The organism is Helicobacter felis ATCC 49179 (genome assembly GCF_000200595.1).
Classification (GTDB): domain Bacteria; phylum Campylobacterota; class Campylobacteria; order Campylobacterales; family Helicobacteraceae; genus Helicobacter; species Helicobacter felis.
Map to the genome: position 1 here is coordinate 1,060,266 of NC_014810.2, position 14,898 is coordinate 1,075,163.

Sequence of the window (14,898 nt, forward strand, 5' to 3'; positions counted from 1 at the left end):
CTTTGATCTGGGGGGTGCTTTTTACGTTGGGGGGGCTAAAGGCGTGGCACTCAGACACTAGTCTAGAGTCTGTGAGTGTGAGTGCGTCCCTGCCAAACAAACGCCTAGACTTGCCCAGCATTTACAATAAATTTTTGCACAAGAACGCTAAAATTGCCAGCTTACAAGCCCAGATTGAGAGTTTGCGCGCCCAAGCTAGAGCTACCGCGCGCTGGGATAATCCGATTTTGTATGTGGGCTATAACAACGCCGATGTGTCTAATTTCTTTATCCTCGATTCTAGCTTCATGCAAAGTATTAGTGTTGGTTTGAGCCAAAAATTTGATGTGAATACTAAGAGGCACACCCAAGCCCAAGTGCTAGATTTAGAACGCCAAAAAAAGCTCTTGGAACTGCAAAAACTCAAGCAAGAGATCGCTATTGGCGTGCTCACCAACGCGATCCAGGTCTATAAGAACACCCAAAAAATAGCCCTATTAAAAGAAGCCTTAAATAACCTAGAGAACCTACTCTACAACGCCCAACATGCGAGCAACCCGGATTTAATCGCTATTGCCAAAATTGAAGTGCTTAAATCCCAGCTAGAGATCAAACAAAACGATTTACAAGACGCACTAGAAGACAATAAGATCAATATCAGCGAACTCACTTTTAGCCAAAGCGATCTACTCTCTCTAGCACCCCAAAACATGGCTTTAGACAACGCGCAGGAATTGCAAAATATCATGGCAAGCAATTATGACATCAAAATCGCCCGCTTGCAAGACACTCAGGCGCGCAAAAATATCACTCTAGCCAAAAAGAGTTTTTTAGAGGACATCAATGTTACGGCTAATTATCTCTTCAGACAGCGCATTTTTGACATGTTCACCATTGGGGTAGCCATTCCTCTACCCATCTATGGCAAACAGAGCAATACCTTGCAACAGCGCAAACAAGAGCACTTAGTCGCACTGAATAATATTGATAACACCATTAACCAAGTGCGCCACCGCGCTAAGAAATTGTTTAAAAAAATGGCGCAACTCCAAAAGAATCTCTCTAGCATTGAAACCATTTTAAAGGCAAGTGGGCGCATTGTGCAGATTTATGAAAAGAATTTGATCTCTGCTAGCGGGGATTACAACACCTATTACAACGCCTTTAACGATGCCATTAATATCAAGCTCTCTAAGATCGACACCCTTAGCGAGCTCAATACGACCTATTTGGCTTTAGAAAATTTAAAAGGACTTCCATGAGAGTTATTGGATTATGTGTAGCTCTACTTGGCATGTTATGGGGCGCACAGGACACTATTAAGGTTACCCTTAAAGAAATCGCCCCCTTTAGGCAGTATTATGCCAGCTTGCAAGCAGACGAACAAAAGAGCTTCACCTATACCCTGCGCTTTGATGGCTATGTAGAAAAACTCTATGCCAATCAAACCTACAAGCCCATCAAGGCAGGGCAGAAACTCTTTAGTGTGTATGCGCCCGCGCTCATAGGGGTGCAAAGCGAACTACTTTCAGCCCTGCATTTCAACAGACAGGTCGAAGAGATCAAAGAAAAATTACGCTTACTGGGGGTAGGAGAGGGAGAAATCGCCAATATCATCAAAGATAAAAAAATCCACAACCGCATTCCCATGCGCTCCCAGTTTAATGGGGTGATCTTTGCTAAGAATATCCAAGAGGGGGGCTTTGTCAAGAGTGGGGCAACTCTCTATGAAATTGTAGATTTGAGCGCGCTCTATGTGATCGCCCAAGTCAATCAAGAGGATTTAGACTTTGTGCGTCATATGGACAGCGCACGCGCACGCATAGAGGGCATCAAGGGGGATTTTAGCCTACAACTAGACAATATCAACCCACTCATCAACCCTCAAACTAAAATGTTACAGGTGCGCTTTGTGCTGACTAACCCGCAAAATCTCTTTTTCCCCAACATGTTTGCTAAGGTAACTCTGTATCAAAAAGCCCAAAAAGGTCTAGTCTTGCCCAAAGAGGCGGTGTTAGTCAAAAATGATAAAACCATCGTCTTTAAAAAAGAGGATGGAGAGTTTGAACTCACAGAGGTCAAGGTCAAGCGCAATAGCGATGGGAGTTACACCATTTTAGAGGGGTTGGCTCAAGGGGATGAGGTGGCTAAAAACGCCCTCTTTATTTTAGATGCGGACGCGATCAATAACGGAGATGAGTGATGATCAATACGATCATTTCATGGAGTTTAAAAAATAAGCTCATTGTCATCTTGACGGTGGTGTTGCTCTTCTTGCTCTCGCTATGGGCCATCAAGAACACCCGCCTAGACGCCCTGCCCGATCTCTCGCCCACGCAGGTGGTCGTGCAGGTGAGCTACCCCAACCAAAGCCCCCAAGTGGTGCAAGAACAGGCAGTTTATCCTTTGGTGTCTAATTTTATGGGGATTGCTGATATTGAAACCGTGCGTGGGATTTCTAGCTATGAAACGGGTTTGATTTACATCATCTTTAAAGACAAGGTAGATTTATACTTTGCGCGCGATCGCGTATCCGAGCAGATGGCGCGCGTGCGCCTACCCGCAGAGGTCAAGGTAGAGATGGGCAGCGATGCCACTTCCATTGGTTGGGCGTATCAATACGCGCTCAAAAGTAAAACTAAGAATCTAGCTGAGTTGAAAACCTTACAGGATTTCTATTTTCGCTACGCCTTGTTGGGGGTAGATGGGGTGAGCGAGGTCGCCAGTATTGGGGGTTTTGAGAAAAACTACGAGGTTACGCTGAATAATGACGCATTGATCAAATACGATCTAAGTGTCGCCGATGTGGTGCAAGCCATTAAAAAATCCAACGCGGACATGGGCGGGGGGGTGATCTTAGAAAATGGCTTTGAGAAGATCATCCACGCGCAAGGCTACACCAAGAGCTTAAAAGATTTGGGGGAGATTGTGCTCAAAACCCCCAATCTCACCCCCATCAAGCTCAAAGACATCGCCACGCTCAACTTAACCCCCAAGCCGCGCCGCTCGGTGGCAAATCTCAATGGCACGGACGAAGTAGTAGGCGGGGTGGTGATGGTGCGCTACCATGCCGATACCTATAGCATTTTAGGGCGCATTAAAGAAAAGATCGCCACTTTGCAAGAGAGTAACCCAGATGTGCAGATCGTGCCCGTCTATGATCGTAGCGAACTCATTGAAAAGGGGGTGGCTAATCTCATCCACACACTCATAGAAGAAAGTGTCATCGTCTTAGTCATCATCGCGCTCTTCTTATTGCACCTACGAAGCGCGCTAGTGGTGATCATCACTCTGCCCTTATGTGTGTGCTTGAGCTTTTTGCTGATGCACTTTTTTAATATTGAGGCGAGCATTATGAGCTTGGGGGGGATTGCTATTGCCATTGGGGCGATGGTGGATGCGGCGATTGTAATGGTAGAAAACGCGCATAAGTATTTGCAACACACCAATATGCAAGATGAGCGCGCGCGCCAAAGTGCGATCATTAAGGGCGTGCAACAAGTCGGACCGGCGATCTTCTTTGCCCTGATGATCATTGTGGTGTCCTTCTTGCCCATTTTCAACTTAAGCGGGCAAGAAGAGCGGCTTTTCTCCCCCCTAGCTTATACTAAAACCTTTGCGATGTTGATTGGGGCGTTGCTTTCTATTAGCATTGTGCCTATTTTGATGATCTTTTTTATCAAGGGTAAAATCCGCGAAGAGGCTAAAAACCCCATCAACGCGTTTTTTATTAGCACCTATGGGGCGATGCTCTCCTTTGTGTTGCGCTTTAGATTTCTCTTTTTAGCCCTAAGCGTGCTAGGCTTAGGGGGGCTTTACTTTGCCTATAAAAAGCTCAACTGGGAGTTTATCCCGGCCATCAATGAGGGCGTGGTGATGTACATGCCCGTAACCACGAATGCGGTAGGCATTGACACGGCTAAAACATATTTAGAAAAAACTAACGCCATTATCAAAAGCCTAGATGAGGTCAAACAGGTCTTTGGCAAAGCCGGGCGGGCAAATACCAGCACCGATCCGGCCGCACTCTCCATGCTAGAAACCTATATTGAGCTCAAGCCTAGATCGGAGTGGAAGGAGCAAATCACCTACAAGCAACTTAGAGAAAAGCTTGAGCACGCCCTACAGGTGAAAGGCTTGGTTAATTCTTGGACCTACCCCATTCGCGGCCGCATTGACATGCTCTTAACTGGGATTCGCACCCCCTTAGGCATTAAACTCTATGGCAAAGACCCCGCGCTCTTGCAAAGCCTCGCCATTAGCATGGAGCAACAACTCAAAAATCTCCCCGAGTCTCTCTCTGTCTTTGCTGAGAAGTCTAATAATGGCTATTATCTTAATGTGGATCTGCGCCCTGAAAAGCTTGCTGAATACAATATCACTAAGCAGAATGTGCTAGATATGGTGAATTTTGGCATGGGAGGTTCTGCCATTAGTACCCTTTTAGACGGGGTAGAGAGTTACCCTATCTCTGTGCGCCTTAAAGATGTGCAACGCAACAATATTGAGAGTTTAGAAAATCTTTACATCAAAACCCCCTATAGTTTTGTGCCTCTGCGCACCTTTGCTAATATTTACTATGAAAATGCCCCGGCCGTGCTCAAAAGCGAAAAGGGGCTAGGAGTGCATTTTATTTACATCGTGCCTAAAAATGGGGTGAGTTCAGAGACTTACCGCCAAGCCGCGCTTAAAGCCTTAGAGAGTTTCAAGCTCCCCAGCGGCTACTATTACGAGTTTTCCGGGGAGAGCCAATATTTAGATGAAGCCTTTGCCACTTTGCGCTACATTGTGCCCTTGAGCATCTTTGTGATTTTTATTCTCATCGTCTTTGCGCTCAAGAATACTACCAATTCCTTACTCTGCTTTCTTACTCTGCCCTTTGCCTTTTTGGGGGGGCTGGTGTTTATGCAGCTCATGGGGCTTAACTTGAGTATCGCCGCTCTAGTGGGCTTTTTAGCCCTCTTGGGTGTCGCCTCTGAAACCGCAATTGTGATGATCATCTATTTGGAGGACGCTTACCAACATTTCTTAAAAGAGGGTGAGCACACCCGCGCTAGACTCAAAGAGGCGATCATGCACGGAGCGGTGCAACGCGTGCGCCCTAAATTGATGACCTTTTTTAGTATCTTGGTCTCTTTGATCCCTATCATGTATTCGCACGGGGTAGGCTCTGAGATCATGCACGCCATCGCCGCGCCCATGCTAGGGGGGATGATCACTAGCGTGGTTTTGACCCTCTTTATCATCCCTAGCGCGTATTTTGTGATTAAAAGCGCGCAAAATTTCAACAAGGGGGATAAACTCTCAAATTTGCGCCCTTAAATATCATCCAATCAACAAAATGTTTAAATTTAAGCTAGATGTGGTGCTCTAGCCACTGCATTAAAGGGTGCATAATTTTAAGCATCGCTTTAGACAACTTAACGGATACTGCATAAATTTTTAAGAAAAGGTGGCTTGTGGTTTTGAAAAAAGCGGTGTTAGTTGGCAGTTTGTGTGGCGCGTGTCTGTTGGGTGCTGAAGAGAGCGGTTTGTATGTGCAGGGTGGGTTTCAATATTCAAATTTTGCTGGAAGAACGAGCACAGATAAAACAGCTATTGTAATGCCTGATGGAAGTCTTCCTGGGGCAAATACACTGGGTTTACAGACCGTTGAAAATGACAAGCTCTTACCATATGCTATGCCAACTGCTATGAATGGCAATCTTTTTGGGGTAGATATTCAATTTGGCTACAGGCAATTTTTTGGTCAAAAAAAACATTTTGGCTTACGCTACTATGGCATATTTAGCGGACAGGGGGGGGAGTTTAGTGGTATTAGTAGTGGGTTTGTTAATCAGCCTGCTAGCAATCTCTTTTATGGAGCGGGTCTAGACGCTCTTTTTAACTTCTATGAGAAAAACGAACGCACTCTAGGAGTTTTTGCCGGTGTGATGATTGGAGGAAGCTCATGGATTATGGGCAAGGCTACAGGAAATGCCAGTTGTAGATGGCCTGCTTATTCTCGTGCGCCTAAAATTACCGAGCATTCTTGTGGCACAACTATGGATAAATCTTGGAGTTCATTGGCTTATTATATCAACGGTATGAATACTGGGGCTAGTGCCAAATTTTCCCCTACTTTTGTGCAGTTTATCATCAATATGGGCTTTAGGACTAATCTAAGCAAACATCAAGGCTTTGAGTTTGGTGTGCGCATCCCTACCATCGATGCCCCTTATTTCACAATCACAAACACGCGTCATCTGAATGCCTTGATCGGAGGGGGAAAAAACTCAAAAGCTACACTCGCCTTTAGACGCAATGTAGCCCTGTACTGGAACTATGTTTATAACTTCTAGATAAATTGATGCGTAGCAAAAGGCTCTTGCTACGCCACTTAAGCAAGTAAACCCTCTCCACCTTCCCTTTAATCTAACTTGACACCCATGTATTTGATTTCTAAGTAATCCTCTATGCCATATTTAGAACCCTCACGCCCCATGCCGCTTTGCTTCACCCCTCCAAAGGGCGCGGTTTCTGTGGAAATATGCCCCGAGTTTACCCCAACCATGCCATATTCTAACGCCTCACCCACTCTAAAGACGCGCGCAAGGTTTTGGGTGTAAAAATAGGCCGCCAACCCGTATTGGGTATCATTTGCCCATGCTAACACCTCTTCTTCATGCTCGAAGCTAAAAAGCGGGGCTAGAGGTCCAAAAGTTTCTTCTTTAGCCACCGCCATGCTTTGAGTAACCCCGGTCAAAATGGTAGGCTCAAAAAAACTTGCCCCTAGCGTGCTAGGCTTGCCTCCGCTTAAAATCTGCGCGCCCTTGCTAGTGGCGTCCATGATATGTTCTTGCACTTTAACCACCGCTTTAGAGTCAATAAGAGGTCCTTGTGTGGTGGATTCTTCTAAGCCATTGCCTAGTTTCAAGGCTTCTACTTTGCGTTTTAAAATACTGCTCAAGGGCTCATACACACTTTTTTGCACATAAATACGATTGGCGCATACGCAAGTTTGCCCACTATTTCTAAATTTGGAATGCAAAATCCCCTCAGCCGCCTTTTCTAAATTCGCGTCTTCAAAGACAATAAAGGGCGCATTACCCCCTAGCTCCAAAGAGAGCTTTTTAAGCGTGTTAGCACTCTGTCTAACTAAAATCTTGCCCACTTCTGTAGAGCCTGTGAAGCTGAGTTTACGCACCCATTCGCTTTGACAAAGCACCTCAGAGATCATACGCGTGTCCCCTGTTATGACGCTAATCACCCCCTCAGGCACACCCGCACGCAGGGCTAGAACTTCGAGCGCGTACGCACTTAGGGGGGTTTGGCTTGCCGGTTTGACCACCATACTACACCCACAAGCCAGCGCAGGGGCGGCCTTGCGCGCGATCATCCCTGAGGGGAAGTTCCAGGGGGTGATGGCTGCACACACCCCAATAGGCTGTTTGAGCACTAAGATTTTTTGCCCCTCCACCACGCTAGGCAGAATGTCCCCATCCACACGGCGCGCCTCTTCGGCAAACCAGCGCAGATAATTCGCCCCATAGGTAATTTCAGAGCGCGCCTCTTTGAGGGGCTTGCCCATCTCTTGGGTGAGAATGCGGGCTAAATCTTCTAAATTTTCTAAGAGCAAGGCGCGCCATTGGAGCAAAATATTGGCCCTCTCTAGGGCGAGTTTGCCCGCCCATTCTTTTTGCGCCCTGTAGGCTTGAGAGATGATCTGCTCAACTTGTTCTTGAGAGACACTTTTAACATAGGCAATCTCTTGAAGAGTGGCCGGGTTGACTACAGGAATAAAACCCTCTTTAGGAGTCGCGCTCACAAAGGGGTGTTTAAGGAGGTCAAAATTCATGAAATAGCCTTTTTGGAAGATTTGATAGCTTGCTTAATGGATTGGGCCAAAATGTCCAAACCTTTTTTAAATTGGGCATGGGGGATAGTGAGTGGGTAGAGGAAGCGAATCACATTGGCATACGATCCGCATGTGAGCAATAAAAGCCCGCGATCCATCGCTTCTTTTTGAATGGCTTTGGCTAGCTCAGAGCTGGGATGATCCCCCTCAAAGAGTTCTAGGGCGACCATAGAGCCCAAGCCCCGCACTTGCGCCATTTGGGGGATATTTTCCTCTTTTTTGAGATGGTTTAAAAAGTCCATAAGCTCTTGACCTAGCTCCAACGCGCGCGCGTTCAATTTTTCATCATGGATAATTTTAAGCACTTCTAGGGCAGCACTGGTAGCTAATGGGTTGCCCGCATAAGTGCCCCCCATCCCTCCTGCGCTCAAAGAATCCATCAAATCCGCGCGCCCCACTACGCCTGAAATGGGCAACCCTCCGCCTAAACTCTTAGCCATACAAATTAGGTCGGCTTGGGCACTAAAATACTCCATTGCAAAAGTTTTCCCCGTGCGCGCAAAGCCAGTTTGCACCTCATCAGCGATTAAAACAATCCCATGCGTGTTGCAAAACTCTCGCAAGCCTTGCACGAAATCTAGGGGGGCGGGGTTAAAGCCTCCTTCTCCTTGCACGGGCTCAAAAATGATGGCTGCCACATCTAAAGCAGAGATAGAGGCTTTACAAATGAACTCTAAACTTTTTAGCGCGTCTTTGGTGCTCACCCCATGCAAGGCGTTGGGATAATAGGCGTGATAAACCCCGGGCATTCCTGCGCCAATCTCAGCCTTATAGGGAGAAACTTTGCCAGTCATGCTCACTGCCATAGAAGTGCGCCCGTGAAACGCGCCCCCAAAGGCAATCACTCCATAGCGTTTGGTGTGCCCTTTGGCAATTTTGATGGCGTTTTCTGTCGCCTCGCCCCCTGTGGTAAAAAAGCAAGTTTTCTTAGCCCCGCTGATGGGAGCTAGATCGTTGATTTTTTCAGCCAATTCTACATAACTTTCATAGGGGGTAACTTGGTAAGCACTATGGGTAAAGTGTTCTAACTGCTCTTGCACGGCTTTGATCACGCGCGGGTGGCGATGCCCCACATTTAAAACCGCAATTCCAGCCGCAAAGTCGATAAACTCGCGCCCATCCGTGCTAGTGAGCGTGGCATTCTGCGCTTCTTTGATAAACCAATCACACACAATCCCGATGCCTCTAGGTGTGGCAGCCATTCTGCGCGCGCGCAAATCATCCATGTTGACTCCTTACTTCTTTGATGTAGGAATTGTATAGCAAATACTTAAACAAGCCCTCTAAGAGAGGTGCAATTTTTTCACTAACTCTTGGTTTTGTTGGATATTAGTTTTCACATCCTCGATCTGCTCTTGCACATGAGCAAGATCTACTAGGCTTTGTTGGGCTATTTTCTCCATCTCTTGGGATTGCGTTTCTAAAGATGTCATAGCTCCATGCAAAGAGTCTAAACTCGCGTTGTTCTCATCAGAGGCATTAAGAACTGCTTTGGCAGCATTTTCGATATTTTTCACCGCCTTGCCCATCGAAGCGAAGGTGCTTTGAATCTCTTCTAGGCGTTGCTGGACTCCATTGGCCAGATTGCCCACCTCATCAGCCACCACTGCAAACCCGCGTCCATGCGATCCTGCACGCGCAGCCTCAATAGAAGCATTGAGTGCGAGTAGGTTCGTCTGGTAAGACACGCGATCGATTTTTTGCAGTGCTTCTGAAACTTCTATCGTATGTTGATTGATCGTATCTACAGTGTGCGATAGAGTTGCAGAAAGTTCTTTGAGACTGCTCATGGAATCATGGAGTTTTAAGGCTTCTTGGCGCACTGTGCGGACATATTCATTGTTGGCAGTTGCTTTGGTCGCAATGTCTCTTAGATGGGTTTGATTTGTGCTCATGATCTGATTATAGCCCGCGTATTGCTCTAGTAAAGTATTTTTGATGACAACATTTGCTTTAAGACGATTGCTCTTGATTCGTTCATAGTGCAAAAGAGTATCCCTAAAATGGGTGAAAAAGTTGCGTGGAGCGACTTTATCTGGTTCGCCCTTAAAGATACAAAGAGCCGTAAGGGTTTGGTTTTGGTGCAGGCTAAAGGAAATTTCTCCAAAGGTAGAAAAGCCACTAATGGGGCAATTATCCAACTCTTTAAATTGATCTAAGGCTGTCTGGTTGTTGAGTCGCCGTAGGATGCAGTCATTGAGCAAAATACTTAATGGTTTGCGTCCCCTTAAAAATTTTGTGTAGGCTTGTTGCGTGTCTTGTACAAAATTCCCAGATTTGACCAAAAAGAGTCGCTCGCCAAAATAAAGGTCGCAGAAAAATGTGATGCTCTTATCTGCATTGATGGTGCCCACAGAGCGCACAAAGATTTGCCCATACATTTCCACTGCAAAAGTATAACCCACCAACGCTTGAGTCAATTCCTCTTGTGAGCATTTGAAATGTGCGCAAAGGACATCAGCTGCGCTCACGAGCTCCTTATTGATAAGGAAAGATTTAACTTGTCTGAGTTCTGGAATACACTCTCCAATGATAAAAGAAGTAGAAGTCTTTGCAAAATTATGTGTGGTAAAAATGTCGTAATGATAACCCGGTCGTAACTTACAATAAGTTAACACTGCTTTTTGGCCACTGATTTGTCCATTAAAAGAGAGCAAAGATTCTTTAAAATCCAATTTACCCCCCGCACTCCCCCCAACTAGATTGCTTAAGGGCACATTGGAACTGATCAAACCCTCTAAGAAAAAGCTCTCCGAAGAGGTCAAACCTGGAAAATAGCTCAAAATAAAGGTATCACTAGGTCCGACATGCATGGAAGGGCGCACATGCTGTTCGATCTGCTCTTTGATCTTATGTTTGCGCGTGTCTAAATCCATGCTAATTTCCCCTCTTTGCAGATCTGCACAAAGTGTGTCCACCATAAAAGTCTCAATAGCTACAAACAGATCGGGACTCAAAAGATGGATAAGAATTTGATCTGGGCAGTTAAGATTGTAAAGATTATTCGGGTTGCAACCAATTTGTCCAGCTGTTTGGAGTGCTAAACGCACGCGGACATTGGCACACTGCCTCTCAAGCGTATCTACCGTTGCCTTAAAATCTATGGAGGCGGGCACAAAGGCAATTAGGGCCATTGCCTCTATTTTTAGGTGTGCTAACTCTTGCTGAGAGATAAAGAAGTTTGTGGTGCGAGTGGGGGCTGATGGTTCTAATTGGCGATTTTTACTCCATTTGAAAAACATAAAATCTCCTCTAGTTGTTTTCTACAATGATAACATGGCTTAAAAAATCGATGATCTAGGTAACACACTCCTCAATAGAGTGTTGAAAATTGGCTTTAAGCTGCAAGGATTTTAGGAACACATAACAAGCCAGACCAAGTCTAGCTTGTATTCAAGCAATGAGAAAATACTCTCTACAAAAGGAAGTATGCCCTAGCGTTTCAGGCTATTGACTGTTTGGAGCATGTTATCTGCTGTTTGGATAGTCTTAGAATTAGCTTCATAGGCGCGCTGGGCGGTGATTAAGTCAGTCATCTCCTCAACAAGACGCACATTGCTAAGTTCTAAGAAGCCTTGGCGCAATTGTCCATAGCCATCTCCATTAGGATTCCCCACGATAGCTGGACCACTTGCCGAAGTTACAGCCAAAAGATTATCTCCCAAAGCATGCAAGCCGGCCGGATTGATAAAATTGGCCAAAGTGATCTGTCCAATCACATTGGAAGTGCTCGCATTGCCTTGTGTTACGCTCACCGTGCCATCGACCCCGATACTAATTTGGGTGGTGTCTTGGGGAAAAGTGATTTGAGGGATGAGCAAATACCCCTCAGTGGTAACCATATTGCCCTGATCGTCAATTTTAAAATTGCCCGCGCGCGTGTAAGCAGTCGAGCCATCGGGCATTTGGATCTGGAAAAAACCCTTACCCGTGATAGCAATGTCTAGGTTATTTTCAGTTTCTTTGGGACTGCCTTGTGAAAACATTTTGGTAACACTGGAAGTGCGCACGCCCAAGCCCACCTCAATTCCATTGGGGGACTTGGTGGTATCAGAGGTAGAAGTGCCCGCGTATTGCAAAGCTTGGTAAAAGAGGTCATTAAAATCAGCGCGCTGTTTTTTAAAGCCCACAGTGTTGACATTGGCGATGTTGTTAGAGGTGGTGTCGATATGGGTTTGTTGGCCTAACATCCCGGTGGTCGCGCTATAAAGAGATCGTAGCATAACTAGCCTTTGTATTGGAGTGGTTTATTCTAACCTAAATTCTTTTTTTCAAGTCTTAAAATCCATGCCACGGCCCTTAGTTTTCCATCCAAAGAGTGTCTAATTTTTAATTTTTGGTGTATATTTAGAAAATATTAAACACCTTGACAACACTTTTAGTTTTCTTTAGAATACTAAACATATTTTTGTATTATTAGGAAGTGTTATGTTAGTTCATAAATTCATACGCAGGAAATTTTTTACAATGGGCGCGTGGATGTGTTGCGCTTTAGCACCTTTGAGTGCTGGGAATAATGGCGGGTATTTTTCTATTGGATTCCAGTATTCCAATATGGGCGCTGGGGGGAGTGCTAATAGTGTTTTTTCTAGTAAAGGATTGGATAGTGCGACTACCGATGCCACTTCAGGAAATCTCTTTGGGGGCGATGTGCAGTTAGGTTATAAACAATTCTTTGGCAAGAAAAAACGCTTTGGGATGCGCTATTACGCCATGTTTAGCGCGCAGGGGGGGGCTTACAGCTACCCGCAAGACTATAATGTTACGCTTAATAGCGATGGCAGTGTTAATACTATTTCTTACACTCTAACAAATGGCGCGCTCACCAATCTTTTTTATGGCGCGGGGTGGGATGTGCTCATTGATTTCTTTCAAAGCGACACGCGCTCTTTTGGGATTTTTGGAGGTATCATGCTAGGGGGCACTTCTTGGTTCTTGGGCGAGGGCAACAACTCATGCGCTACTGTCAACTACAATGTAAGTGCAGACAAAAATGGGGTGGCCTGCACTTCTACAAAAACTTCTTATGAACAAAGAGCTAAAAAACTGGGCAAACAAGCCAGTTATTCCCCTAATTATGTGCAATTTGCCTTTAACTTTGGAGTGCGTGGCAATATAAGCAAACACAATGGGTTTGAGATAGGGGTGCGCGCGCCTGTGATCACCACACCTTATTTCGTTGATAAAAGTCAATCCATTGGTAGTTTGGAGTTTAGACGCTTGATCGTGTTCTTTGCTAATTATGTGGTGAATTTTTAAAACTCTGCTTTGGCGCGAGCGCGCCAGCTCTTGCTCTATGACTGGGGTTTTTCCAACAAGTAATCCCCTCTACGCACACAGATAACGCTAGTATTTTTGATACTAGGGAGGACTTTAAGGCTCTTAGCCGGCTCTTCAACTTTGTATTCTGCGCAACTTCCTTGCCCGGGGCGGGCAAAATCTTTTTCCCATTGGGTGTATTCAGGCGAGTTTTTAAGGCTATCTTCTAAATATTGTTTTTCATAAACCTCTACAAATTTCATAAAATCCTCGCTCAAGCCTAAATCTTTGATCTTGACATCTGTTTTGCGCTCGGCTTTGTGTTCGACAAGGAGGCGCACCAATTCCGTAGGAGCAGAAGCTCCCACTTGCACGGGGCGTTGATAAGTCTTGGTGGTTTTAGTGGTGGTGGTGGAGTAGGTGCTGCTCCATTCTTGTTTGGTTTGCTCAGGCCAAAAACATTGGCGCGTGCGGGCTTTATAACAACGCCTAGTCGCTACAGAAGCCCGGGTTAGACTAAAAGTGTGCGTGGTTTTTGTAGGACCTAAAACCTCAATCTTATCGGGGAGTTGAGTGTAGGCTAGAGTGATTTTACCAGTTTTGCCACTAGAGGCATCGGCACTAAAATCGCATGCTCCCATGCTCAAATACTGCCCACTGGCTTTATCTAGCGATCTTAACACGGTAGGGCGACTAGCCTCTAATTTTTCATCATCATAGGTCCAATTCCCACAAGGCACTTCCTCAAAACTCCCCATACCGGGGCTAGGTGTAGGAGAGGTGGTTTGGGGCACACTAGCTAAGTTCTTAGGAGTTGTTGGAGGAGTTTGGGTGGGGTTTGGAGAAGTGCTTGGACTTGGTAGCGTGGTGGGGTTTTTTGGAGAGGTGGAAGTGGGCGCAGATGCGCTAGGGGAGGCATTATGGGCTTGGGGTGGGATGTAGGAATTAGGGATGGGCATTAGTGGAGGGGTTGGAGTGTAGGGGTTAGGAGCCGTGTAGGAATTTTGAGGCTGTAAGACTTGAGGGGTGCTAGAATTATGGGATTGAGAAAGGGTCGTTTGAGGGGTAGGGTTTGTGCGTGAAGTGTAGTTAGAGCTACGATTGGATCGGCTTGATGAACGCGTAGAGCGCGTGCTAGAAGCGCGCGATCGGGTGGGGTGCGCGATGCGGGGTGCGCGTGCAGAGTGGGCGCGTGAAGTGGCAGACCTGCTAGAACGCTTAGAGCTAGAACGAACACTCTTAGAGCGGTAGGAGCGCGTGCGTGCACTAGAACGCCTGTAGGATTTGGTGTTAGAGGCGCGCGCATTTTGATTCAAATTATCTTGTGTGGTGTGTGTCAAACCCATAGAATCGGTGCGATTTTGTCCCAAGATAGAATTTTGATCCTGGGCGTATTGTTTAGGGTTGAGACCTAATAAAAGTGCCATTTGCTGGGGGTTGGCATCTTTAAAAAACACGCGGCTTCTCTTAGGGATTGTAGCGGGGATTTTTTCTAGGCGTTGTTTAGCCTGCACTTTAGAGAGGCGTAGAGTTTTTGTGTGGGGTTTGAGTTTTTGCAAAGAGGTGGCCTCTAAGAGCAGATCGCGCCCCAAGAGTTGGAAGTGTCCATGCACTATTAGATGTTTTTGAGGGGCATTTTTATAAAGAACATACCCTCTAAATTTGCCCCCGCGGGCGTGTAGATTGAGGTTTTCTAAAAGCTGGATTTGCAGGGCTTGCGCCTGAGCGCAGAGAAAAAGAACTAGAATTAAGCATTTTTTCAT

Annotated in this window: 10 protein-coding genes; 5 read left to right on the forward strand and 5 right to left on the reverse strand. The window is 45.9% G+C overall.

Features of this window, described 5'->3' with window-relative positions:
- Window positions 1-14: 14 nt before the first annotated feature.
- The 4 genes from crdB to HFELIS_RS05370 all read left to right on the forward strand — a co-directional run bounded on the left by crdB (window position 15) and on the right by HFELIS_RS05370 (window position 6,320).
- Window positions 15-1,241 carry a copper resistance outer membrane protein CrdB gene (crdB, locus tag HFELIS_RS05355; protein WP_231844155.1) on the forward strand — a complete coding sequence of 409 codons (1,227 nt, stop codon included), beginning with the start codon at window positions 15-17 and terminating at the stop codon, window positions 1,239-1,241.
- A complete protein-coding gene (locus HFELIS_RS05360) occupies window positions 1,238-2,182 on the forward strand; it encodes an efflux RND transporter periplasmic adaptor subunit (RefSeq protein ID WP_013469523.1) in 945 nt (314 codons plus the stop codon). Before crdB ends, HFELIS_RS05360 begins: the two co-directional genes overlap by 4 nt.
- Complete coding sequence (locus HFELIS_RS05365; protein WP_013469524.1) at window positions 2,182-5,301, forward strand: efflux RND transporter permease subunit; 3,120 nt, start codon at window positions 2,182-2,184, stop codon at window positions 5,299-5,301. The genes HFELIS_RS05360 and HFELIS_RS05365 overlap by 1 nt, the downstream gene beginning before the upstream one ends.
- Window positions 5,302-5,438: 137 nt before the next feature.
- A complete protein-coding gene (locus tag HFELIS_RS05370) occupies window positions 5,439-6,320 on the forward strand; it encodes an outer membrane protein (RefSeq protein WP_013469525.1) in 882 nt (293 codons plus the stop codon).
- A 68-nt stretch (window positions 6,321-6,388) separates the two neighbouring features.
- Here HFELIS_RS05370 and HFELIS_RS05375 read toward each other — a convergent pair whose 3' ends face one another.
- The 4 genes from HFELIS_RS05375 to flgG form a co-directional block, all read right to left on the reverse strand.
- The gene (locus HFELIS_RS05375) at window positions 6,389-7,816 is read right to left on the reverse strand and encodes an NAD-dependent succinate-semialdehyde dehydrogenase (protein ID WP_013469526.1); all 1,428 of its coding nucleotides are present in this window, start codon (window positions 7,814-7,816) and stop codon (window positions 6,389-6,391) included.
- Window positions 7,813-9,102 carry a 4-aminobutyrate--2-oxoglutarate transaminase gene (gene gabT / locus HFELIS_RS05380; RefSeq protein WP_013469527.1) on the reverse strand — a complete coding sequence of 430 codons (1,290 nt, stop codon included), beginning with the start codon at window positions 9,100-9,102 and terminating at the stop codon, window positions 7,813-7,815. The genes HFELIS_RS05375 and gabT overlap by 4 nt, the downstream gene beginning before the upstream one ends.
- Before the next feature lie 57 nt (window positions 9,103-9,159).
- Window positions 9,160-11,118 (reverse strand): methyl-accepting chemotaxis protein, encoded by a 1,959-nt coding sequence (locus HFELIS_RS08525; RefSeq protein WP_013469528.1) that lies wholly within the window; start codon window positions 11,116-11,118, stop codon window positions 9,160-9,162.
- Window positions 11,119-11,310: 192 nt separating this feature from the next.
- Window positions 11,311-12,099 (reverse strand): flagellar basal-body rod protein FlgG, encoded by a 789-nt coding sequence (gene flgG, locus HFELIS_RS05390; protein WP_006016181.1) that lies wholly within the window; start codon window positions 12,097-12,099, stop codon window positions 11,311-11,313.
- 205 nt (window positions 12,100-12,304) lie between these two features.
- On the opposite strand from flgG, the gene HFELIS_RS05395 reads away from it, so the two are divergent.
- On the forward strand, window positions 12,305-13,135 hold the full coding sequence (locus tag HFELIS_RS05395; protein ID WP_013469529.1) for an outer membrane protein: 831 nt from the start codon (window positions 12,305-12,307) through the stop codon (window positions 13,133-13,135).
- A 35-nt stretch (window positions 13,136-13,170) separates the two neighbouring features.
- On the opposite strand, the gene HFELIS_RS05400 is transcribed toward HFELIS_RS05395, so the two are convergent.
- On the reverse strand, window positions 13,171-14,898 hold the full coding sequence (locus HFELIS_RS05400) for a hypothetical protein (protein WP_013469530.1): 1,728 nt from the start codon (window positions 14,896-14,898) through the stop codon (window positions 13,171-13,173).